Here is a 22,950-nt window from a genome sequence, read left to right on the forward strand (position 1 = left end):
ATGAAAATTAATATTCGCATTCCCCAAGCCTTTCCACAACTGACTGTCAAGGAAGTCTTGGAAGATTATTTTCTCATTCCCAGAAAAATCCGCCACTTCCTCCGTACCAAGAAGCATGTCCGTGTCAACGGCCAACTGATAAACTGGCAGAGCCCGATTTCTGCAGGTGACCTGCTGGAATTGACCTTTGACCAGGAAGACTATCCTGAAAAAAATATCCCTCTGGGACAGGCGGACTTGGTGGAGGAACTCTATCAAGATGAGCATTTGATTATCGTCAACAAGCCTGAGGGCATGAAAACCCACGGCAATGAACCGACTGAGATTGCCCTGCTCAACCATGTGTCTGCCTATGTGGACCAGACCTGCTATGTGGTCCACAGGCTCGATATGGAAACCAGCGGAGCCATTCTCTTTGCCAAAAATCCCTTTATCCTGCCCATTCTCAATCGGCTTTTGGAGGACAAGGTCATCTACCGTGACTACCTGGCCCTCTGCCAAGGGCAGCTAAGAAAGGCAGATTGGACTATCACTGATAAAATCGGACGGGACCGACACGACCGCAGAAAGCGGGTGGTCGACAACCGCAAGGGACAAGCAGCTCTGACCCAAATCCGCCTCTTGAAGACCCTTGACAAAAATAGTCTAGTTTCCTGTCGTCTCCAAACAGGTCGGACCCATCAGATTCGGGTGCATTTGGCTCATCATGGCCATGCTCTGATTGGTGACCCACTCTACAGTCGAATCGCTGCCCCCCGCCTCATGCTCCACGCCCAAAAACTCAGCTTAACGCACCCTCTGACCCTTGAAAAAATCAGCGTAGAAGCACGGTCGGAGAGCTTTGATAGAATAGTAAAAAAGAGCTGAAAAACCAGCTCTTTTCTGTATCTATGTTATTCAAAAATATTCCCCAACTCAACATCCACGCGATTTTCCTTGACATTGATGTCTGTCACAGCAAGCAAAGACTTGTAGTTAGCCACATTGCGGTCACCTTTTTGGTTTTCTGCAAAGACAGCAACGCCTACCAATGTTGAATCAAACTCGGAGAGCAGGCTAATCATACCATTGATGGTGCCACCATTTTTCAAGAAGTCATCGACGATTAAGACACGGCTTCCCGCCTTCAAACTGCGCTTAGACAGGAACATCTTTTCAATACGGTCGCTAGATCCAGAAACATAGTTGACAGAAACGGTTGACCCTTCTGTGATCTTGAGGTCGCGACGAACGATAACAAATGGTACATTCAAAACATTGGCAACGGCATTGGCCAAAGGAACCCCCTTAGTCGCAACCGTCATGACCGCATCGATTTTTTCTTCTTTGAAGGCATTGGCAATAATGCGACCAACATTTTTCAAGATATGTGGGGTAGATAACAAATCAGACGAGTAGATATATCCACCTGGCAAGATACGGTTGCTTTCAGCCATTTGGTCACGAAGGGCTTGTGCTATTTCAACAGACTCTGCCTTAGAGATGGATGGAGTGAAAACAACTCCTCCACTAGCTCCAGTAATGGTTTCAATCTGTCCGATAGAGCTCTCCTCAAAAGCCTTTTTAATGATGGCAATATCCTCTGAGATAGATGACTTGGCAGATTCATACTTTTCCGCAAAGGTATTCAAACTAGTTAATTCATAAGGGTGGTTGATGAGGTAATTGGAAATGACAACCATACGCTCACTTCTTCTTAATTTCATATCGTTCTCCTTTTGGGCTTTTTCCTATTATAGCACAATCAACGCAAAAAGCGAACTTTTTTATTTCAAAAAGTCCGTCTTTTTCGTATTTTGTTTATCGCTTACATATACCACTTTGGAAGATGATGATTAAAATATTCATACCATTCAGAAATCTTCTGCGCTTGCAACTTCATCAATGAAATTTGTTCGGAATCTACTTGTTCTGCCCAAGAAAGAGCGCCTAAACTGTTTACTGTTAAGTATAGAGCTAAAAGTCTCCAAAATTCCTCTGGAATAGCACCGTCAAAATAGGCATCTACCTGACCGCGCGCAAAGGCTGGAGACAAATCTGCCGTGAAAATCAAACGGTTGAATTCTTCCCAGGGGTCTCCTATGTCGTAGCGATCAAAGTCTAAGATTTTTAGTTTTCCATCTCTTCCCAGTAGAAAATTCCCTGTATGAAAATCTCCATGATGGTAGGCAATCTGTCTCCCTTCAAGCAAGTGACGATTGGCCTGGACAAAGTCTATCATAGCTTGACCATTTGGATAGGAATGACTAGTTGCTTGGTAGGCCTTGATTTTACTGTCAATCTTAGCCTGATAAAAACTGTTCCAGTCCCGTTGACTTTGGTCAATCGGTAGGGCATGCAAGGTTCGCAAAAACTGCCCTGACTGACAGCCCAAATCATACAAGACAGAATCAGACAGGCTAGAAGCCACTTCATTCATATCCTGACCTTCCACCCATTCATAAAGGGTGTAAACGGACAAGTCATCCGCCCAAAAATTTAGTGGCTCCGCCACAGGCAAACCTAGACCAAACAGGTTTTCAACTAACTGAAACTCTAATCGCTTAGCCTCATAGGCTGGTCGCTCTGCTATTCTCAACAGACCAAAGCGACCATCTTCTAGCTGGACCTTGTACTTTCGGTCCGTGGACCAGCCTTTGGTGAGGGGCTGTCGAGATAAAATCTTAACTACCATTAGTCGATATTGGGCTTATAGAAGGCACGGTTGTCCATGGCAAAGATGCGGTTGGTCATCTCACCTGGGCCGACCTTGTCCAAGGCCGATAGCATCATCATCATTTCCGCATCAATGTTGTCAATCATGTGGAGGATTTCCGCCTCCATAATCTGCGGACGGACTGGGCTACCATATTCCAAGAGGCCGTGGTGGCTGAGGATAACATGGCGCAGAACAGTCACTTCTTCCTTGCTATCGTCGATGCCCAATTCCACCAAGACCTTGGTAATCTCTTCATCAATTAGGGAAATGTGTCCAATCAAATTGCCACGGACAGTGTAGCCTGTGTTATCAGGACCTGTCAGTTCAATCACCTTGGCTAGGTCGTGGAGCATAATCCCTGCAAAAAGCAGGCTCTTGTTGAGCTGGGGATAGATGTCTCCAATTTTATCAGCCAAGCGGACCATGGTCGCCGTATGGAAGGACAAACCTGAATAGAAGGCATGGTGATTGGTCTTGGCCGCTGGATAGGAATAAAATTCCTTGTCGTACTTGCTGTAAAGAGCACGGACAATCCTCTGCCAAGTGGCATTTTCGATGCGGAAAATCATCTGGTTCAGATAGTCCTTGGTGTCCTTGACATCCACCGGTGGCTTTTCCTTGAAATCAGCAGGGTCATTAGGTTCGCCAGCCTTTGGTAAACGGAGGACCAACTGATTGACTTGCGGGGTGTTGTTATAGACTTCACGGCGTCCCTGCATATGAACTACAGTTCCAGCAGTAAAATCCTTGATTTTCCCTGGTTGGGCGTCCCAGACCTTGCCTTCAATCTCACCAGTATCATCCTGGAAGGTCAGAGCTAGGTAGTCTTTGCCAGCCCGTGTTTGACGGACTTCTGCGGTCTTGATGAGATAGAATCCTTCGAAGAATTCATCTTTTTTCATTTGGTTAATTTTCATTGTCTTCCTCATCTAATGGGGACAGGCCAAGCAGTCCCTTGGTTTGATCATCTTCGTACAGGTCAATGGTACGAAGACTACGCTCGATAGCGTTGGTGCGAGTGGTTAGGAGTTTGTCAATATTGCTGCTAGCCTGATTAAGTTGTTTCTGAGCCTTCAGCAAGAGGTCAGAAAACTTGCCAAATTCCAGCTTGACATTGCCCAAGACCTTGGAAATATCATCGGCCGACCGTTGAATGTTGAGGGTTTTAAAGCCGACAGAGAGGGAATTGAGCAGGGCAGAAAGGGTAGTCGGTCCTGCTACCACGATATTTTCCTGACGACGTAAGTCATCAAAGAAAATGGGATTGCGGACCACTTCTGAATAAAGTCCCTCGGTTGGCAAGAACAATACTCCAAAATTAGTCGTTTCAGGCGGATTGAGGTACTTGCTCTGAATATCCTTGGCAAAACGTTTGATAGCAGCCAAGAGATTTTTGCGATGGAGGTCTATCTGGTCCTTGTCCCCACTTTCGTAAGCATCTTCCAAGCGGTAGTAATCCGCCAGCGGAAACTTGGAATCGATTGGCAAGTAGATATAGTCGCCCTCCGTCCGTCCTGGTAGCTTGACCGCATACTCCACGCGCTCACTAGAGCCTGAAACCGTGGCAAACTCTCGCTCATATTGGCTAGGTGTCAAAATATCCTCGATAATCTGTCCCAGCTGCAATTCACCCATGATGCCACGGGTTTTGGTGCCAGACAGCACCTTGTTAAGACTGCCCACATCACGCGCCACCGTCTGCATTTCGCCCAAACCACGATTGACCGATTCCAACTGCTTAGACACCGTTTCAAAGGAGGCTTGTAGGCGGGTTTGCAGGGTTTTCTCCAGCTTTTCCTCAACCGTCTGCCGCATTTCTTCCAGACGTTTTTCATTGGACTCCTGAATGGCCTGCAAACGGCGGTCGGTGGCATCTCGCGTTTCCAAGTGGCTCTTATTCAGCTCTTGACGGATGTCGGTTAGCTGTTGGTAAAGCTCCGTGCGGAGTCTTTCTACTTCCTGATGAATGGCTTGCTGCTGTTTGAGAGTTGCATTTTCTAGTTGATAGCTGAGCTGATCAGACAAGTTGTCTGCTGTGTCTTCTGCCTGATCTTGCAAAAGCAGGGCCAAGCTCTGCCATTTTCCATAAAGATAAACCAAGGCAAGCAAGACCAGTATCAGCAAAATAAGTAATACAATATCCATCTAATCCTTGTCCTTACTGTAGATAAGGACCACGTAGCCCTTATCCAGTTGAATGTCTATGTCTCTATCTATAAATTCGTTAGAGGAATAGCATTTTTTGAAAAAATAATTACTGGCATCCAACGGGTACTTGGCATGACGAATGGTCAGACGGCTTTGGTCCGACGGCATAAAGGAGATGTACTTCATCCCCTCCACCGCTGGCAAGAGGTGCCGCCCCGCAGGCCGAAAGCGAATGACGTTTTGACTATCCACCAGCTCAATCTGCTCCATAAAGGCAACCAAGTCCGGCTCTGCAGCCAGAAAGAGATTGGCCATCATGTGGTCCATGCGGCCACCCAAGGCTCCGTATATGCGAACCTGGGCCTGCGGATAGGCCTTGAAGATTTCCTTTAAAGCCAGCTCCAAATCTGTATCATCTTTTTCAGCAGGAGCTTGCAAAAAACGCTCTGCTTGATCCTTTATCCGCCCCAACTCTTCAGGTGTCACCGAGTCAAAATCACCGATGGCCCAGTCAAGAGGCAGGGAATGGTCCAGAAGACGAAGAGAGCCTGCATCTACCCCCACATAGAGGTCGGCAGGCTCAGGAAGGCAGTCAAAGGAACCGCCTGCAATGACAGCAATCTTAATCATTGAGGGCAGCTCTCAGTTTGGCAACGTTGGCATCCAAGTCTCCTTTGAAGAGATAGGAACCAGCCACAAAGACATTGGCACCCGCGTTTTTGGCTGAATGAATGGTCTTGTCGTCAATTCCGCCATCCACTTCGATATCAAAGTTCAAGCCCTTGGCTTCACGGAGTTTGACCAAGCCCTCAATCTTCTCAGCTACTTCTGGAATGTAGGCTTGTCCACCAAAACCTGGGTTGACCGTCATGAGAAGCACCTGGTCCACCAAATTGAGCACAGGCTCAATGGTCACAAGGGGTGTGCCTGGATTGATGACCACACCCACCTTCATACCAGCAGCACGGATTTTCTGCAAGGTCCCATGCAGGTGAACCGTTGCTTCTGCATGAATGGTTAAAATATCTGCACCCGCACGTGCAAAGGTCTCAATATGATTTTCAGGATTGGACACCATGAGATGGCAATCAAAAACCAGCTTGCTATGAGGACGCATAGCCGCAACCACATCCGCCCCAAAACTGATATTCGGCACGAAATGACCGTCCATGATGTCAATATGGACGTATTCCACACCTGTCTGCTCAATACGCTTGAGCTCTTTTTCAAAATTTGCATAATCTGCCGCCAAAATAGACGGTGCAATCTTATAATGTGACATACAGAACCAACTTTCTATTTGAATTTCTTACTTACCTTGGTGTAGGTTTCACGCTGATTTTGGATTTCGCTGAGGAATTGGAGATAATTGTCAAAGCGACTTTGGGAAATGGCAGAGCTGGCAACAGCTTCCTTGACCGCACAATCCGGCTCATGGGTGTGGGTACAGGTCCTAAATTTGCAGTCCTGGCTGCTTTCCGCAATCTCTGGGAAACAATCTGTCAGAGCCTCAGCCTCCTTGACTTCATAGTCTAGGGATGAAAAACCTGGCGTATCCGCAATTTTCCCACCGAAGACATTGTAGAAGCTGACCGCACGAGTGGTATGGCGACCACGCCCCAGACTATCTGAAATAGCCCCTGTTTCCAAGGCTAATTCTGGCGCAATGCGATTGAGAAGAGTCGACTTACCAACCCCTGTCTGCCCCATAAAGACCGTCACCTTATCCTGCAATAATGGCGTCAATTCCTCCAAACTATAGACAAAAGGATAGCCAATTTTCTCATAGATAGCCTTGAAGGCATCCATTTCCGTCCGATCTTCTACCAAGTCCATCTTAGAGATATAAATAATAGGATCCATGTCCTTCTGTTCCAAAAGCACTAGGAAACGGTCTAGTAGATTGGCATTAAAATCAGGTTCCTTAGCCGACATGATAACCACCGCCTGATCAATATTAACGATAGGAGGTCGAACCAAGCTATTTTTTCGCTCATGAATCTTTAAAATGTAGCCTTCTGAATTTTCCACCGCAGAAAAGTCCACAAAATCACCCACGTAGGGCGTTTGGCCTTTCTTACGAAAATTTCCTCTGGCTCTGGTTTGATAAATCTGTCCATTCGCCTCGACATAGTAAAAACCAGCCAAGGCCTTGATAATTCTTCCTTGCAATGAAGACTCCTTTGTGTGTACTTGTTCCTATTATACCAAATTTCCTAGGAAAAAGGGAGCAGGAAAGAACTCGAACCTTAATAAAAGAGCGCGTCACCCATTTCACGTTTCAAGTTGTTGAGCTGAAACAGTCTATTCCCAGACTGTTTCAGTCCCACCCCCGCACAGCTCAAACTGTCTGGGAGACAGTTTGAGGTTGGAGATAAGGCGAACTTTGTTCGCAACAGTCGTAATGGTTAGATTTGGAGTGTAAAACACGAACTGCTGAGATTTGCTTTGCACATCTTATCTCCAACCTCCAACAATCAACCACTGCGCTGAGATGTTGACACTAGCCTTATGAAGTGGGTTGGTCTTTTACCCAGACTCTGAGATTTTACACTTTACTCTAGTCATTTCAATTGAAAAATAGTATAATAAAAAGCAAGCGGAGGTGGTGGAACGGCAGACACGCATGCTTCAGGCGCATGTGCCCATCGGGTGTGAGGGTTCAAATCCCTTCCTCCGCATTATTTATAAAGGATAACCCCAAGTCAGAATTATTGGCTTGGGGTGATACTTTGTGCTAATTATTTGGCTTCAAATCATTTAAGTAATGTTATCCAGTTTTGCTTTGAATGCAAGATACGGGCTACAAAAACCTGATAGCCCTCTATGAAATAAAAAACAAGGTAATGTTCTATCGGCATATAACGGTAGGACTTTCCATCGGCAGTGAGGTTGCCAAATCCTCTGCTAGATACCAAGGGACAGACTTCAGGGAATAGCTCTGACACTTCTAAAGCCGTCAATATCAAATCAATTTTGCTATCCGCTGCTTGTTGGCTGTAAAAATTGATCAGAATGTAATCATAGATATCCTGCAAATCCTGTTTGGCTCTATCAGAAATAACAAGCTCATATTTTTTCTTATCAGTCAAGACCAAATTCCTTTCTGACAGCCACGAGAGAACTTGTCTTACCTGCTAGAATATCCTGATGCCCTAACAAGATTTCTTTCTTTAACTCTTCAAAAGCAATCTTGTTGCTATCCTCCCTATCGTCTTTTGTAACAAATTCTTGGGCATCAATAGTACCTGTCGCAATTTTTCTCAAGGTCGCATTCAGCACATCTGAAACTGTCATGCTTTCTCCTGCTAATAGCTCCTTTGTCTGCTGATAATAAAATGAATCTGCCCTAAAATTTACCTGTTGTGTTGCTCCCATTATTCTCAACTCCTTTGTATAGACATTTTGTACATACAGTTTACCCCTTTTTCAGAAGTTGGTCAAGATATTCGCTAAATACCCCCAAGTCAAAGTTGATGGCTTGGGGTAATTTTTATATTTTCTAGCTCAATTTCCCATCCCGCATTTCCAAAACCACATCAAACATGTCTAGGATGGCTGGGTCTGATTCATGCAAGATGGTAATGATGAGTTTGTCCTCCAGCTGCAAGAGGTTGGTCAAAACCTGCTTGGTCAGGGCAGGATCTAAATGGGCGGTCGGTTCATCCAAGAGCAAGATGTCCTTGCCACTCATCAGGGCACGGAGCAGACACAGGATATTTTTCTCACCACCACTCAAGAGACTGGGGTCTGTTGTTGTACACAAGGTGTCCTGCAAACTCTCTGGCATGCTCTTCAACAAGCCAAGCATGACATCTCTTCCCTTCTCATAGGTTCCGAAAACAGACACATTGCTTTCAAAATCGGTATGGTAAAGATGCTCAAACTGGCTGAGATAGAAGGCGGTAGCTGCTTCCATTTCATGTGAAACATCATGTTCCAGATAGGAAACACTTCCCTTGTCCAGAGCCAGTTCTCCTGCCAAAGCTCGTAGAAAAGTCGATTTTCCGCTGGCTGACGGACCAATGATGGCATACTTTTTCCCCTTGTCAAACCGATAGGAAACATCGGCTACCGCTAATTCTCCCACACGATAAGCTACATCTTTCACTTCCAAGGCTGTCACATTGGGATAGCTTGGCACTTGCTCAGACAAGACCTGACCAGCAAGATAGTCTTCTAGGTTGGCGACCGTTTCCTTGGTCGAATGGATATAATTGACATCCAAGAGGATGTATTTCATAGGATAGATGAAATTTTCAACATAGCTGAAGGTTGCAATGGCAGCACCGATGGTCAGCTCTTTTTGTAGCAAGAGGTAGCCGACCAAGCCAAAAGCTGTTAATTGCACCAAAAACATGGAAAATCCATTGACAACATTAGCCAGGGTCTTGAATTGCCCAAAGCGAAAACGAGCTTGTTCACTTTCTTCTACCGACTGATGGTGGACACGGCTGATGGAGCCGAAGGTTTCAGTATTAACGCGGTTCTTAGCAGAAAATAGGTCTGTCACCACCTGAAAATAACTTTCCAAACTCTGTAAAAATGCTCGCTGCCGCTGAGAAAGAGGACCAGAAATCCACTTGGGAATGAAGACTGCCAGAGCAGAAGACAGAATAATGCCCACCGCAACCAGGGGATGAACAAAGAGAAAGAGGGAAACTGCATAGATGAGCATGCTCAAACTAGAGCGGATAATATCCATAAGAGGACTCAGATAACTCTCTTCAATGGTTTCCAAATCGTTGTCAAAAATGGACAGATAGGCAGAGACATTCTTCTCTGAGAATTTGGATAAAGGCTGTGATAACAAGCGATTTGCCAGGCCTTTTTTAGCCGTGACATAGAAACCCTGAGACACCTTCCACTCATAAACCTGGGAAATGTACTGAAAGACTGAATTAGCAATAATGGTCAAAGCATAGGCCAACAAGAGCCAGACAAGCCCTGACCACCCCATCTGAAAAATATGGTCAAAAAGATACTTATTTAACTCGGGCAAAACGACATTGGTCAAACTATATAAGATATGGAAAATCAACTGAATGGCAATAACAAACCGCAATTGATAGATGATTTTTTTCATAACTCCTCCTAGATAGGAACAATCTGACAAGAATTAATTGCTCTCCCCAATCCGTACCACCCCATCATAACGATAAAGGACATCATCGGACACACGGTGGGAAATATGAATGAGCGTCTTATCAGCTAGTGAGGTAAGGTAGGCTTCAATTACTGCATAGGTTTCCTGATCCAAGGCAGACAGACTTTCATCCAGCAACAAGATGTCCTTATCTTGTAGCAAGGCACGAATCAAGAGCAGGCGTTGCTTTTGTCCTCCAGACAGTCCACTATCATCACTGATTTCCTCGCTCAAAGAAGCATAACTTGGAAAACGACTGTCAAGATTCATGGTTTTAATGAGGGACATCAGCCTATCTTCTGAAACAACCTGTCCCATGGTCAAGTTGTAGAGAACCGTATCATGGAAAAGAGCTCCCTCTTGTGGCAGATAGGCAATCTTGTCTTGAATGGCTTGGTGGGACAAGTCTGAAAGAGAGGTTTTATCAACGTAAATATCCCCTGCTTGCAATTGGCTATTCTTGGTCAAAATAAGAGCCAAGGAAGATTTGCCAGAACCACTTTCCCCAAGAATTAAATACTTCTTGCCACGTTCAAACGTTACGGTCAGGTCTTCAAAGACCTGCTTCTCACCGATGGCATAACTAGCCTTGACCAGTTGCATGCTCTGGAAAGCTGAAGCTAGTTCCTGTCCCTTCGTTTCTTGCCCCAAAGTAGGTAGCTCAAACTCTTGCTTCAATTCCTTAACGGCATGCCTATCCAAAAAAGCTGCTGCAATGCTATTAATGGGATCCACCAACTGCTCTGAAATGGTCAGAATAGCTGTTAAGCCACCGATGGTCAAGGCGCCAGAAAAGACCTGAAAACCACCGATAAAGATAATCGAAAGAGTGGTCAGATAAAAGACGAAACCGACTAAGAGCCGCATGGTTACTGTCGTTCGATTGGCCTGATTGACCTTGTCATTGACTGCTTGATAGCGATCGTTCAGTCCATCTAAAACCTGCTGTCTTTGGCGGCTATTTTTCACTTGCAAATAACTCAGAAAGACATCTGAAACCCTTGTATTATAGACCTGCTGACTGTCCGAAATCGCCTCCTGATTGAGCCTTCTCCGTTTTTTAAACAGATAAGGAATCACAACTGGCAAGAATGAAATCAGAATCAAGAAAATAGCGGTCAGACCATCCAAACTAAGAAGGGCTAGACTGGCAATGCCAAAGGTACAAGCACCTTGAAAAATCGTAAAGAAAGCATCGTAATAATCTTCTTTCACCGTCTCCAAATCATTATTGAGCTGGGAAATATAGGCCCCTGCCCCCTGCTCAACGAACTGCCTAAAAGGTAAATCAAAAATTTTCCCAATAAAGGTCGCCTGCAATTGGAAACCTACTTGATTAAGATAGCTGACATTGGCAATTTGACGGATGTATTCAAAGACCAGCATGATAAGGACAGTTAGCCCCATCAGCACAAAATAAGACACAAAAGCCTGCCTATCTCCAGCCGCAATAGCATCAATAATATAGCGATATTGGTACAGAAAGCCAACATTGAGCAGGGCTACTGCAAAAATACAAGATAAGGTTAGCCAAAAATTCCTCTTTTTCATTTCCCCTCCACCGTTGGATAGATTTCTAAGTAAACATTTAATCACTTTCATCTACATTATAGAATACGAATTGTAATTGAATCCATACGTCCCCTATATGCAACTATTTCTCATTCACTATTTTTTCAAGTATCCTTTCATACCAATCTGCTATATTTTGACTATCAACAGCTCGTAAAAGTTCGATACACTTTCTCATCTCCAAGATAGCATTGGCACTTCCTGTCTTTCGATAATCATAAAAAGCCCTACCAAATTTAAACAAGATCCGTTCAAAAATTTCCGTTTCATCGAAAAACAGACTTTTGATGGTCTTTTCAAGAAAGATTGCATCGGAAAGTTCCTTATGTTGAACGCTGACGAGATAAGCACTAAGGAGAACTTGAGAAACTACCAATCGATGTTGTTTCATTTCACGGTAAAACTGTGTACGATGAAGTAACTCTCTACAAAAAAGCATCATTGTTTGATGACCCAATTTGTCAATCGTATTCGCAAATAGTAAGATTTCATAGTAGCTCCAATTCTCAACTCGAAATAAGTAATCCGTTAAAAAGGCTGTATCTTCTTTCGATACAACTACTGTCTTATCTAAGTTTCTCAGTTTATAAGCGATTAAAATAGCATTCAACCGATGAAACTCCTCCCGTTCTCCCCCCTGAGATTTTCTCATTTGTTCTGACAACAGTTGTTTTAATTTCGCTACATTTCCAATATATAGTGATTCTTTGATTTGTTCCAAAATTCTAGTCAGCTCATCTTTTTTGAAATCCTGACTAGCATACACAAACTCGTCCACATCCACATTCATTTCCGCCAGCACACCAAATAATTTACTGACAGTGATGTCGGATTCCCCATTTTCAAACCGAGAAAGTTGTGAAGTCGAAATATGTCCCTTGGCGACCTCCGCCAGACTCCGCCCTTTTCCCTCTCGTATCAATTTAAATGTTTGTCCAAAACGATTCATATCTTTACCTCTACATTCACGATTGAAAAAGTATTTAAAAACATAATTATTATACCATAACTTCCCATGTTTGTGTCTTTTTCACATAAAGAAAAAACCAAGCCAGCTATCTGACTTGGTCATTGTTTTTATTCTGTTGTTTCTGTCACCACATTGAAAAAGTCTTTGTATTTCAAAAGGTAGCCCTTTCCTGTGGAAAGGTCATATTGGACCAGCTTGAGTTCCTCTGCTACCTTCGCATCACGTTCGGCTAATCCCACTCGGTCCTTGTGGAGTACTTCCGTCAAGAGGGCATAGTAAGGACTGACCTTGTTATTGGTCGTCTCCAGCATCAGTGCATTCATGTCGCTAGAATTGACCAAATCATAATGGTAGTCTTCCGTTTCAAAATTACTCCAAACAAAATAATCCGTCTTATATTGCAGACTTGGGTCCGTCGCAAAGGCAGACTCTGGATAGAGACCTGGCAGGTGGTCACCGTAAAAGACGACTGTCACTTTCTTATCCAAGGTCTTAAGCTGGTCTAGAAAATCCCTTGTTGCCTGATCCGTAAAGGATAGGAGGCGAACATAGCTGGTCAAGTTTTCATTTTCCTCAGCCGTGAAGCCCTCACCCGAAGCTGTTATACCTGCAGGCTCTAGAGAATTCCACTGAACATGGTTCTGCATGGTAATAGCCGACACAAAGCTGGTATCGGCAGAACGTACCTGATCCAAAATCAAGTCATAGGTCTTCTTGTCACTGACAAAATTCCCCTGATAATCCTCAGCCGTCACAGTAAGAGGATACTTGGCACTATTGAGAGTGTAAAATTGCTCAATTCCCAGCTGCTTGTAGATAGAATTTCGGTTATAACTGGTATCGTAGTAGGGGTGAATAGCGATACGATTATCTGCTGGATAGAGGTCACTGATACTCGGCAACTTCTTCATATTAGGGGCCACATCCAGATAGACGGACGAAATGGACGAGTTGTAATTGTAGAAGGGCAAACCACTGTAAACCTGAAACTCGATATTAGCCGTACCACCGCCATAGTGGTCACTCTTCATCAAGCCACTGGTAGTCTGACTCATGATGTACTCAATATTTGGAAGGACATTTTGACTAAGGGTCACGCCTGGAATCCGACGCGGATCAGCCAAACTCTCACTAAGAATGTAGATAACCGTCTGGTCAGTCAATTGACCTGTCCGTTCTGCATTGATTTCCTCGGCCAGAGCGGTGTACTTCTTCACAATAGCCTTCATGGTCTTCTCAGAGTAATTTTCAGGCTTTTCCATACTGGTCTTGCTGAGCTGTTGCAACCAAAGAAATGAAAGAGTGCGATAGCGCGCCACAAAGGCATAACCCTTCCAGTCCACATTACGCCAGTTATTGACCTGAGAAAGAATAGGAATCCAACCAACAATCTTGTGGTCTTTCTCGTTGCGAATAGCCCAACCCATTCCCAAAATCAAAGACACAATGACTGAAATTCCTGCCAACCGTTTCCAGATGGATTTGACAATCTGTCCTTGGAAGTGCTTCTTATGAATTCGCCTGTAAACAAAGAATAGGATGACCAAAAAGACAAGCGATACCAAGACAACCCGCAGACTGATGAAGCTGAGAATCATCCCCATATTGCCAATCCATTTGAAATCGTTGGGGGTCATCGGCTCCGAACGGTAGCGGAATTTGAGAAAATTGGCCGCAATCAAGGTCACATTTAAACCAGCAATAACGGCAACAGATAAGATTTGACGGTTGATAACCAGGCTAATGATGACATTGAGGAAAAAGAGGCAGGCAATCTGGAAGACAATAGCTCCTGGAAAGAGGTGGCGTGTGAAATAAGAGCCCGTTCCCCCAGCCATCGAGGCCTGATAACCAAAATGCGACAAGGTAGCCAGTGCCAAGCTGATAAAGAGCATACTGTGAACGTTGGTCCGATTGGCCTTAAACTCTTCAAATGCCTTATGAAGATAGCGAAGAAAAATGTAGGTCCCTATAAAATGAATAGGGGCAAAAATTGGTGTTTGGATAAAGAAATCCACATAGGAGCCATTTTCAACCAAACTCTCATAATGGCTATCTTTCCAGTAAGATATAGCTAGTGGACTGAGAGAAAGTAAGCTGGTCAAGAGCAAATAGCTATCTGGCACCAGATGACTGGCTGACCACTTGCTTAATTTTTCTCTGATTCCTGCATTCTTCCGCCATAAGAATGCCAACAGGATAGGCAGAAGCAACATCAAAAGCAGTTCAAACTGAAAGAGATTATTACGGAAAATATTCCAGGGTTGATACTTCTTGGCATTGATTCGATAGACCAGATTGACAAGATATAGAAAACCTAGAAAATAGCAGACATACTTGGCAAAGGTTTTGGTCTTTACAAACTTCTCATATTTATCAAGCAAGACCAATACATAAAAGGTAAAAATAGAATAGGCAAGCAAGGTCAGAGGGACAAACCAGAGCGGAAAAGATATACCACTTAGCAAGAGGGCCCGTCCCATCGCCAGCAAAACAGTCATGACCATGACCAGAATGAATTGCTTGCATGCCTTGGGATTGAGTTGTTTCATAACAGTTCTCTCTTAGGAAAGATTTGATTTTCGGTAGGCAAAAATATAGTAAATCAACCAGAGTAGCCATCCAGTCAAACTGATAATGATAACTGGCCATAACCACCACTGTTGCTTGTAGGATAGGATAAGGGTATTCTGCCCTTTTTTGCTAGTAACCGTTGGTACACCAATAGTGGAAAGTTCCAATTCTTCTCTATCCAAGACCTGGTCATTCAAAACCAGCTGACTATCTTGGTAGACAATGATTGGCACAGCTGTTTCTTCTGCTTCTGACGCCGTCCAAGTTACCACCAGCTGATTGCCATCAACTTCTTTGGTAAAGTCTTGATTTGGCAAAATCACTTGGTCACGATAGGTAAAATAGGTATTGTCCGACTCTTCATTGGTCATATGTTGCGTTCTATCTGACAAGTCTGGTACATAGTCTGGCGTTGATTTCTGAGCAGTGTGGATAAAGTCACCCAAGTCTTTGGAATGGAAGGAAGCCCGTAACTCTTCCGTCGTGCCGTATAAGGTCGTATGAATGCGTTTTTGCAGGAAGGTATCGCTATAGTAATGCCCATTGATTTCCTTAAAACTTTCATTCCAGAGGAAACCGACCGAAACAAGCAAGGAAGCAAGGGCCACACCTGAAAAGATTTTCTGCAGTTTGTCGGACAAGCCAGAAACCTGGACTCCTACGACTGCCAGTAAAAGAGCATTGGCGTAGAGGAAAAAGCGGAAGGGAAATTGAATCAATTCAACAAGTGTAATTCCTTTCCCTGCAAACAACTGCCAAGGGAAGAGGTTGGTTGACAAGATCAAAAACACTGCGTAGGTTAAAGCAAGACCACCCAGAACCAGCGATTGTTTCTTCCAATTTTTCACCAAGAAATAGAGATAGATTCCAAAGAAAATTGGCAATGGGTATGGATAGTATAGAAAGGCTGTTTTGAGCCATGTTACGGTATTGAGGACAAATTTCTTATTAACAAACGGTGGCACCAAGGTATTGGTCGCGTTGATATAAATAAGCGGCAACCAGATGTTGATGGTCAGAAGCAAGAAAATGCACACCGAAAGGGCTACTTGCCCAATAATCTTCATTTTTTGGTCTGATTTCCACCAACCAATAAGGAAGAGAACACCATAGGCAATGACCAAGAACAAGGTCGATAGCATATGAACCTGCAACATAAGTCCTACTGCTCCTGCCATGAGGAATATCGACACTTTTTTGGTCTGTAGGAAACGGACTGCAGGAATCAAACAAAGCGGAAAGAGGGCCACACCCCAGCTGGTAAATCCTTGAGTTGCCCACCAATACTGGATGGAGTAGGTCGTTACAAAGAACATGGACAGGAGAATAGAGTGGGCATATTTGACCTTGACCTCACGCATGAGGAGATAGAGGGAGGTCGCACTCAGAGTGCCCAAAAGAAGGTTGGACAAAATCTGATAGCGGAACCAGGTCCCACTTAAAAGAACTAGCGCCCCTTGTAGATAGGCAAAATAAGGCCCGTAGAGAGCATTGACAATCCGTCCTGACTGCTGATAGCCATACAAACTGATAATATAGGAGAAATTCCCCTCCTTCATCTGCATAGCCGCATCATAGAAACGGTTGTAGTGGAAAATCAAGTCCGCACCTGTCACCATACCCTTAGTTAGCAAGTGAGGAACCAATAATAATAAAGAAAAGCCCACAAATAGACCAATGGCAACTAGATGGGGATGCTTTTTTAACATGTTTTTGAACATAAGGATACCTTCATAAAAAAAGAGGGAAACCCTCTCTTGTTTTTGTAAATATTCTGTCAATTTGCAGACAATATTTTTCAAAAGTTAGTCACATTTCAGTATAGCAAGCTTTCTCCCCACTGTCAACGAACAAGATAGATAGAAAATGGTTTTAGGTAAAATAAAGATTGACCAAAATTCACAAAGTATGTTCTAGCCTTACCCAAAAACTGGAAATTAGACTGAGACAAAGAAATAAGGTATCTCTATTATACGACGTTATACAAAGAAAAGCCCTTGGAAACTTGTGTTCCAAGGACTTTGTCTTCAATCTTAAAGCTAATACTTTTTTTAAAATTTTTCTTTAATGTCAGCTTTTAGCTTGTCAAATTTTTCTTTAATGTCAGCTTTTAGCTTGTCAAATTTTTCATGACGGGCTTCTTTTTTATCCGAAATTAAACGTGCTTTAGCCTGATGAGCTAGATCTTTTTGGATTTCGAGGGCTGATTCTACTTCTGCTGAAACAGTCGCAATATCCCATCTTGCAATAATAGTCTGATATTTCTCAAAAATAGCATTTAAAACAGATTCATCATTTTCTTGCACAAGTGCAATAATAGCGACTTCCCCGTTAGTCAATTTTTCACTAACGGTTGTAATTAGCTCCGATTTAGCCAATTCTTTATCTAAACCAATAGAAGCACCAATCGTTCCACCAGCTACAAAACCAAAGAGAACCCCAAGCGGGCCACCTAAAATTCCAATGAGACTGCCAATGAGACCGCCTTCGAAATAATCGCTCCCTACAGAATTCATTAAATCAAAGCTGTCCTTCACTTTAACGATTCCATCCTCAGCCTTCACAATTGAAACTTGGGCTAATTTTGTATTTTCAGTTTGACCAAATTGTTTTAATTCTGAAAATGCTTGAAAAGCCTCACTTTCAACACGAAAAATTGAAACAACGATATTTTCCATAACTTATACTTCCTTTCCTGTTTAAATAAATGGATTGGGTCCATGCCCTGTGTATAACGACCTATACAACAGTTATTATAGCACATTACCGTACTATATACAATACAAAGTACCAAATAAAGATTGACTGCAGATTTCTCCACAATCAATTCTTTTTTATAAACCAACTTCCTGGAGGCTGTCAGACAAACGCGCGAAGTCAGCCATGGAAAGTGCTTCTCCACGGACACTGGCTTCCAGCTCTGCCATGCCAAGTGCCTGCGTCAACTTGTCCTTGACTTCTTCGGACTTGCCAAAATGGTTGGTCAGGTTGTTCCACAGGGTCTTGCGGCGGTGAACAAAGCTGGCCTTGGACACCCGGAAGAAGAAATCTTCGTCCTTGACACTCACCAAGGGTTGCTCGCGACGGACCATTTTGAGAATAGCGGAGTCCACGTTTGGAGCGGGTACAAAGACAGTGCGAGGCACGATGAAGGCCACCTTGGCAGTCATGTAGTACTGGACCGCGATGGACAGGCTACCGTAGGCCTTGGTGTTTGGCTCGGCAGAAATGCGGTCGGCCACCTCCCGCTGCATCATGACCACGAACTCGCTGAAGGGGATCTTGCTCTCAATCAGGTGCATGAGGATAGGGGTGGTGATGTAGTAGGGCAGGTTGGCCACGACCTTGATAGGCAGGTCAGGATTCTTGAAATTCTGAATTTGGGTCTGCAGATCGGTCTTTAGGATGTCTTGGTTGACTACGGTCACATTGTCAAAGCGACCCAAGGTGTCCGCCAAAATCGGAATCAGGCGGTCGTCAATCTCAAAGGCCATAACCTCAGCGGCACTCCCCGCCAAAAACTCGGTCAAGGCTCCGATTCCAGGACCAATCTCAATAACATTGACATTCTGGTCAATCTCTGCCGTGTCCACAATCTTCTGTAAAATATTGGTATCGGTCAAAAAGTTCTGACCGAAGGATTTCTTAAAGGTAAACCCGTGGCGTTCTAGGACGGCCCGAGTAACGTTTTTGTCTGCGATTCTCATGTGTGTTCTTTCTATACTACATTTATAACCAAGTGCAATAATAAATCATTTTTGAATTAGGGTCCTCAGTTATAATGTTAAAACATTTTTGATTTGAAATTAAATCAATTAAAACTTCTTTGTGTGGATGCCGATATCTGTTATTTTTTCCGGCTGATACAAAGTAAGTTGCGTGATTCATTTTCTTTCTAAACCCCTCATTATAATTATATTTTGATCCGTGATGAGGGATTTGAACAAGGCTTATATTTCTAAAATACTTAGAATAAACAACTTCAATAGAATTCCATTTTTGTTTACAACTGACCCACTTATTTTTATTCTTACTGTATTTGCCAGCTTCATAGTCACCTGTATAAAGACAACCATTGAGAGCTAAACTTCTTTCATTTATCGGATAAATCAAACATTTCCAATTGTACCTACAATAAGGTCTATAGCAACACCTAAAATAAGAACTATCTCTTGTTCCCGAATATAACGTCATTGAATTTACATTTAAACTTCCAGGAACTTTATAATAAGCTTTTTTTAGCGCAGATCTATCTGTATTTGTTCCTAGCTGCCATAAATCTATTAATTTTTGTAAGTCAACTTCTCCCTTTGAATCTAAAATACTCATGCTTAGATTCAATCTTTTTAGCTCTGCATCCAGGATTTGTTTTCTCATATCCTCGCGAAAATTATGCGGAAGATAAATCCATTCAAATGTTCCGTGATTACTACCAAGTATTACTTGAGATACTTCTATTGCTCTATTTTCACTATTTGCATCTTCAGAAATTGGATGTAATTGTACCTCTATGCCCCCCTCTAACTCTCGAATACTATTCCCATCACTATTTATAAATTGAGTTAAAAATTGAGATTGAGGATTTATGAGGTTTCTTAACCTATAAAATTGCTTTGCTCGATTGGTTATTAAAGGAAAGAATAGATTCTTAACGCGACAATAGTCTAATAAAAATTTCAAACCATTCACATGGTCATCATCTAGATGAGATATAAATACAGCGTGAATTGTCTCTCCTTTATTTAAGTTAGATTTTATTTGAGTCTCCACATAAGTTACACCAGTAGCTGAACCACAATCATATATAACTCTATATTTGTTTCCTTTTAGTATCAAAGTTTCTAAATAAAAAGCACCTTGACCAACTGGTAAAATTTCTCTCTTAACGAAATTCATTAGTAGCATCCTCCTATTTAGGTTCGTTTTATTAAATTATGTATGTAATCGTCGACATCTCTCCCCCTCACTTCAACAACTTCACATAGTCACTCTTAGTCACAAAGAGATGACCGACACGAACTTCGTTGTTCACCACACGATAAAGGGCATTCCGATCTTTACTTATAATGATCCTTTAAAGACAGGATGCACAACCGATCAGCCTCCACCATATAAATCAACCGATTCTCCGCATCAATCCTTCTTGACCAAGCACCTTGATAATCATACTTCAAAGGTTCTGGTTTGGCAATGCCTTCAAAAGGATGTCGCTGCATATCCTTGATAATTTTATTGATTCTCTTCAGTGTTTTCTTATCCTGACCTTGCCAATAAAGATAGTCTTCCCAAGCATCCTCTGTAAAATGGATTCCCATGCTAGTCCGCCTCTATCAGGTTTCGTTCTTGGGTTTGCCCTGCTTTGACTTGAGCCATACCACGCAAAACTTTTTGAGACAGATAGGTGTTCCGAGCAACAGTGAGGGTTTCTTGTAAACTATCCCACTCGCTCTTTGAGAGTACAACAATATCTTCCTCTGGATTTTTATTAACCACAACCAGAGGCTCAAACTCGTCATTGACCTTTTTCATATAGTCTTTTAAGTGATTTCGAAAATGGGAATATACAATAGCTTCCATAAGCAATACCTCTCATCATTTCTAGGCTTACTATAGCATAGAAAAAAAGAGTTGTCAAACTTATTGTACAACTCTTTAGCGATTCTCCACCTTCCACTTACCATCTTCAAACCAGTAAAAGTTCTCCGTCAGTTGTGGCTGTTCAAAGATTTCCAACATGGTTTCAAAACCGTCTGCCAACGGAACTTTCTTCAAATCCTCACGGTCAATCCAGAAGACCTCGCCCTCATCTGAAGATTGAATAGAGCCTGAAAAATGACTGGTTTTGTAGCAAAATACTAGATAACGATAGTGGTCAGTAGGGTCCGTCCAGTTTTGAATGCCACAGAGTTCGAGATTAGATACTGTCAAACCTGTTTCTTCTTTGACCTCACGAATGACGGAGGAAATAATTGATTCATTTGGTTCGACATGGCCACCAGGAAAAGTCACTCCAGGCCATTTCTTTGACTTCCTATCCTGGACCAATACCTGCTGACCGTCTGTAATCATGCACATATTGGTTAGGATGACGTATTCTTGTCTAGACATTGCCCTATCTCCCCAAATCATCAAAATAATAGAGATTCAGAAATTCTTCCTCAGTAACTAGACGTTCAAAATTGTAAAACCAGCGATAGACTTCCACAGCTGGGCCATCAAACTCTACCCTGTCGTCCATTTCTTGCACACTGGCAATACGAAACAAACGGCTCTGCTTCCAAATACCATCCGCATTGACATAGCCATCTTCAACTAGACCACGCAAATAGGCTGCTAGTTTATTCTTATCAACCTGCTCATCCTCACAAACAAGGACATTAGCCGGTAGCAAGTAGGTCACTTCTTCATAAGATGAATAATTTTCATAAGAAGGTTCAAACCCGTTTTTAACCAAGCACTTAACAGCGTAGACCCTATCCATGATAGCTCTCCATTGCCTCCTCAACTTCCGCCAGACCAATCCCAAACAACTCCAAGCGTTTGAGCAGTTGCTTGCCGTTGCAGTAGCCGATGCGGAGCTTTTCTCCCAGATACTCCCTCCGCTTGCGGCTGTCCCCACCCATAAGAAAGCCTAGGCGCATTAGGTCTGACTTGGTGATGTCAAAGTTATGTTCATCATCGTAGTAACCACGCACGCCTGCGAGAGCTTTTTCCAAGTCCTCAAAGCTGGCGTGCTCAATGCCCAAGGACCGCCCTTTTGTCTTGGACTTTGGCCGAGCCTCGTCCCGCTGTAAAAAGGCGTGTTTGACAGTGGGAATGGCCTGCATAATCATCTTCCGAATCCGCTCCCCATTGTAGTCTGGGTCGGTAAAGACAATGACGCCACGCAGGTCATGGAGTTTCTCGATGCATTCCAAGTCATTGTCTGATATGGCAGAGCCTCTGGTTTCGTAGGTGTCCACCTCGTAAAATCGTTTTAGGTTGGCTGTATCGTCTTTTCCCTCAACAACGAGGACTTCTTGTATCTTAATTTTCTGAGTCAATTCTGAACAGGCTCCTTGCATTCTCGTAGGTCGCTTTCGCCACTTCTTCGACCGACTGGTTGCGAAGCTGGGCCAGCATATCCACCACATATCTGGTGTAGCCGGTGCGATTTTCCCGACCACGCTTGGGAACTGGAGCCAGGTAGGGAGCATCTGTTTCGACCAGGATCTTTTCTAGGGGCAATGCTTGTGCCGCTTCCTGAAGTTCGACGGCTTTCTTGAAGGTCACCACTCCCGAGAAGGAGATGTGCATCCCCAGGTCCATGAAGGCCTGAGCCTCCTCTAGCGTACCAGAGAAGGAATGCATGATGCCTCCACGCGAGCCGACGCCAACTTCCTTGATGATCTGGTAAGTATCTTCCAAAGCATCACGAGTATGAACCACAAAGGGCAAATCCAACTGCTTGGCCAACTCCATCTGTCGCTTGAAAACACGAGCTTGGGTTTCCTTGTCCGCTGTCATCCAGTAGTAGTCCAACCCAATCTCCCCCAGGGCAATGACCTTGGGATGTTTGAGTGCCTCAAGCAAGTAGCTTTCTACTTCCTCATCATAGGTGCCAGCCTCTGTCGGATGCCAGCCCAATGTCAGATAAATTTCAGGGTGCTGGTTAGCCAGTTCCATAGCCTTGTCAATGGTTGCTCGGTCAAAACCGACCACATTGTGGAGGGTGACCCCCATTTCTTTAGCAAAGTCTAATTCTTCTTGAACCCGACCGTCAAACTGCTCTACGTTGAGGTGGGTGTGGGTATCAAATATCTGTATCATGGTTCTATTGTACCACATTTCAAGCCATTCTTT

At 43.5% G+C, this 22,950-nt stretch carries 24 protein-coding genes and 1 tRNA gene; 2 read left to right on the top strand and 23 right to left on the bottom strand.

What is annotated here, in order from left to right; all coding sequences use genetic code 11:
* Positions 1-867 (top strand): pseudouridine synthase, encoded by an 867-nt coding sequence (locus tag ODU55_RS00370; protein WP_398581486.1) that lies wholly within the window; start codon positions 1-3, stop codon positions 865-867.
* A gap of 26 nt (positions 868-893) precedes the next feature.
* On the opposite strand, the gene purR is transcribed toward ODU55_RS00370, so the two are convergent.
* The 7 genes from purR to rsgA form a co-directional block, all read right to left on the bottom strand.
* Positions 894-1,706, bottom strand: coding sequence for a pur operon repressor (purR, locus tag ODU55_RS00375; RefSeq protein ID WP_398581487.1), 813 nt, complete (start codon positions 1,704-1,706; stop codon positions 894-896).
* 101 nt (positions 1,707-1,807) lie between these two features.
* A complete protein-coding gene (locus tag ODU55_RS00380) occupies positions 1,808-2,674 on the bottom strand; it encodes an aminoglycoside phosphotransferase family protein (RefSeq protein ID WP_398581488.1) in 867 nt (288 codons plus the stop codon).
* A complete protein-coding gene (locus ODU55_RS00385; RefSeq protein ID WP_172115013.1) occupies positions 2,674-3,615 on the bottom strand; it encodes a 3'-5' exoribonuclease YhaM family protein in 942 nt (313 codons plus the stop codon). The genes ODU55_RS00380 and ODU55_RS00385 overlap by 1 nt, the downstream gene beginning before the upstream one ends.
* Entirely contained in the window at positions 3,605-4,843 is a 1,239-nt protein-coding gene (locus ODU55_RS00390) for a DNA recombination protein RmuC (protein WP_398581489.1), read from the bottom strand. Before ODU55_RS00390 ends, ODU55_RS00385 begins: the two co-directional genes overlap by 11 nt.
* Positions 4,844-5,476: a thiamine diphosphokinase gene (locus ODU55_RS00395; protein ID WP_398581490.1), complete on the bottom strand. Its 633-nt coding sequence runs from the start codon at positions 5,474-5,476 to the stop codon at positions 4,844-4,846.
* Entirely contained in the window at positions 5,469-6,128 is a 660-nt protein-coding gene (gene rpe, locus ODU55_RS00400) for a ribulose-phosphate 3-epimerase (protein ID WP_398581491.1), read from the bottom strand. The genes ODU55_RS00395 and rpe overlap by 8 nt, the downstream gene beginning before the upstream one ends.
* Before the next feature lie 14 nt (positions 6,129-6,142).
* On the bottom strand, positions 6,143-7,018 hold the full coding sequence (gene rsgA / locus ODU55_RS00405; protein ID WP_398581492.1) for a ribosome small subunit-dependent GTPase A: 876 nt from the start codon (positions 7,016-7,018) through the stop codon (positions 6,143-6,145).
* Between the two features lie 427 nt (positions 7,019-7,445).
* Between rsgA and ODU55_RS00410 the strand changes: the two genes are divergently transcribed.
* A tRNA-Leu gene (locus ODU55_RS00410) sits at positions 7,446-7,527 on the top strand.
* 75 nt (positions 7,528-7,602) lie between these two features.
* Here the strand turns inward: ODU55_RS00410 and ODU55_RS00415 are convergent.
* The 16 genes from ODU55_RS00415 to ODU55_RS00490 form a co-directional block, all read right to left on the bottom strand.
* The gene (locus ODU55_RS00415) at positions 7,603-7,938 is read right to left on the bottom strand and encodes a type II toxin-antitoxin system RelE/ParE family toxin (RefSeq protein WP_398581493.1); all 336 of its coding nucleotides are present in this window, start codon (positions 7,936-7,938) and stop codon (positions 7,603-7,605) included.
* A complete protein-coding gene (locus tag ODU55_RS00420) occupies positions 7,931-8,224 on the bottom strand; it encodes an antitoxin (protein WP_024375775.1) in 294 nt (97 codons plus the stop codon). The genes ODU55_RS00415 and ODU55_RS00420 overlap by 8 nt, the downstream gene beginning before the upstream one ends.
* Before the next feature lie 124 nt (positions 8,225-8,348).
* Entirely contained in the window at positions 8,349-9,932 is a 1,584-nt protein-coding gene (locus ODU55_RS00425) for an ATP-binding cassette domain-containing protein (RefSeq protein ID WP_398581494.1), read from the bottom strand.
* A gap of 33 nt (positions 9,933-9,965) precedes the next feature.
* Positions 9,966-11,543 (bottom strand): ATP-binding cassette domain-containing protein, encoded by a 1,578-nt coding sequence (locus ODU55_RS00430; protein WP_398581495.1) that lies wholly within the window; start codon positions 11,541-11,543, stop codon positions 9,966-9,968.
* 103 nt (positions 11,544-11,646) lie between these two features.
* Positions 11,647-12,513 carry a helix-turn-helix domain-containing protein gene (locus ODU55_RS00435; RefSeq protein WP_398581496.1) on the bottom strand — a complete coding sequence of 289 codons (867 nt, stop codon included), beginning with the start codon at positions 12,511-12,513 and terminating at the stop codon, positions 11,647-11,649.
* Between the two features lie 128 nt (positions 12,514-12,641).
* Positions 12,642-15,086 (bottom strand): LTA synthase family protein, encoded by a 2,445-nt coding sequence (locus ODU55_RS00440; RefSeq protein WP_398581497.1) that lies wholly within the window; start codon positions 15,084-15,086, stop codon positions 12,642-12,644.
* Between the two features lie 12 nt (positions 15,087-15,098).
* A complete protein-coding gene (locus ODU55_RS00445) occupies positions 15,099-16,829 on the bottom strand; it encodes a hypothetical protein (RefSeq protein ID WP_398581498.1) in 1,731 nt (576 codons plus the stop codon).
* A gap of 330 nt (positions 16,830-17,159) precedes the next feature.
* Positions 17,160-17,786, bottom strand: a complete 627-nt coding sequence (locus ODU55_RS00450) for a DUF1269 domain-containing protein (RefSeq protein ID WP_398581499.1) — start codon at positions 17,784-17,786, stop codon at positions 17,160-17,162.
* 156 nt (positions 17,787-17,942) lie between these two features.
* Complete coding sequence (gene rsmA / locus ODU55_RS00455; RefSeq protein ID WP_398581500.1) at positions 17,943-18,815, bottom strand: 16S rRNA (adenine(1518)-N(6)/adenine(1519)-N(6))-dimethyltransferase RsmA; 873 nt, start codon at positions 18,813-18,815, stop codon at positions 17,943-17,945.
* Positions 18,816-18,837: 22 nt separating this feature from the next.
* Positions 18,838-20,004 (bottom strand): MBL fold metallo-hydrolase, encoded by a 1,167-nt coding sequence (locus ODU55_RS00460; protein WP_398581501.1) that lies wholly within the window; start codon positions 20,002-20,004, stop codon positions 18,838-18,840.
* Positions 20,005-20,165: 161 nt separating this feature from the next.
* A complete protein-coding gene (locus tag ODU55_RS00465) occupies positions 20,166-20,423 on the bottom strand; it encodes a Txe/YoeB family addiction module toxin (RefSeq protein ID WP_099810201.1) in 258 nt (85 codons plus the stop codon).
* A gap of 1 nt (position 20,424) precedes the next feature.
* Positions 20,425-20,685 carry a type II toxin-antitoxin system Phd/YefM family antitoxin gene (locus ODU55_RS00470; RefSeq protein ID WP_044763722.1) on the bottom strand — a complete coding sequence of 87 codons (261 nt, stop codon included), beginning with the start codon at positions 20,683-20,685 and terminating at the stop codon, positions 20,425-20,427.
* A gap of 75 nt (positions 20,686-20,760) precedes the next feature.
* The gene (locus ODU55_RS00475) at positions 20,761-21,216 is read right to left on the bottom strand and encodes an 8-oxo-dGTP diphosphatase (protein WP_398581502.1); all 456 of its coding nucleotides are present in this window, start codon (positions 21,214-21,216) and stop codon (positions 20,761-20,763) included.
* A gap of 4 nt (positions 21,217-21,220) precedes the next feature.
* Entirely contained in the window at positions 21,221-21,589 is a 369-nt protein-coding gene (locus ODU55_RS00480) for a hypothetical protein (protein WP_398581503.1), read from the bottom strand.
* Positions 21,582-22,151, bottom strand: coding sequence for a ribonuclease M5 (gene rnmV, locus ODU55_RS00485; RefSeq protein WP_398581504.1), 570 nt, complete (start codon positions 22,149-22,151; stop codon positions 21,582-21,584). Before rnmV ends, ODU55_RS00480 begins: the two co-directional genes overlap by 8 nt.
* A complete protein-coding gene (locus ODU55_RS00490) occupies positions 22,135-22,917 on the bottom strand; it encodes a TatD family hydrolase (protein ID WP_398581505.1) in 783 nt (260 codons plus the stop codon). The genes rnmV and ODU55_RS00490 overlap by 17 nt, the downstream gene beginning before the upstream one ends.
* Positions 22,918-22,950: the final 33 nt, after the last annotated feature.

This window comes from Streptococcus sp. 2022WUSS037 (assembly GCF_044427225.1).
Classification (GTDB): Bacteria; Bacillota; Bacilli; order Lactobacillales; family Streptococcaceae; genus Streptococcus.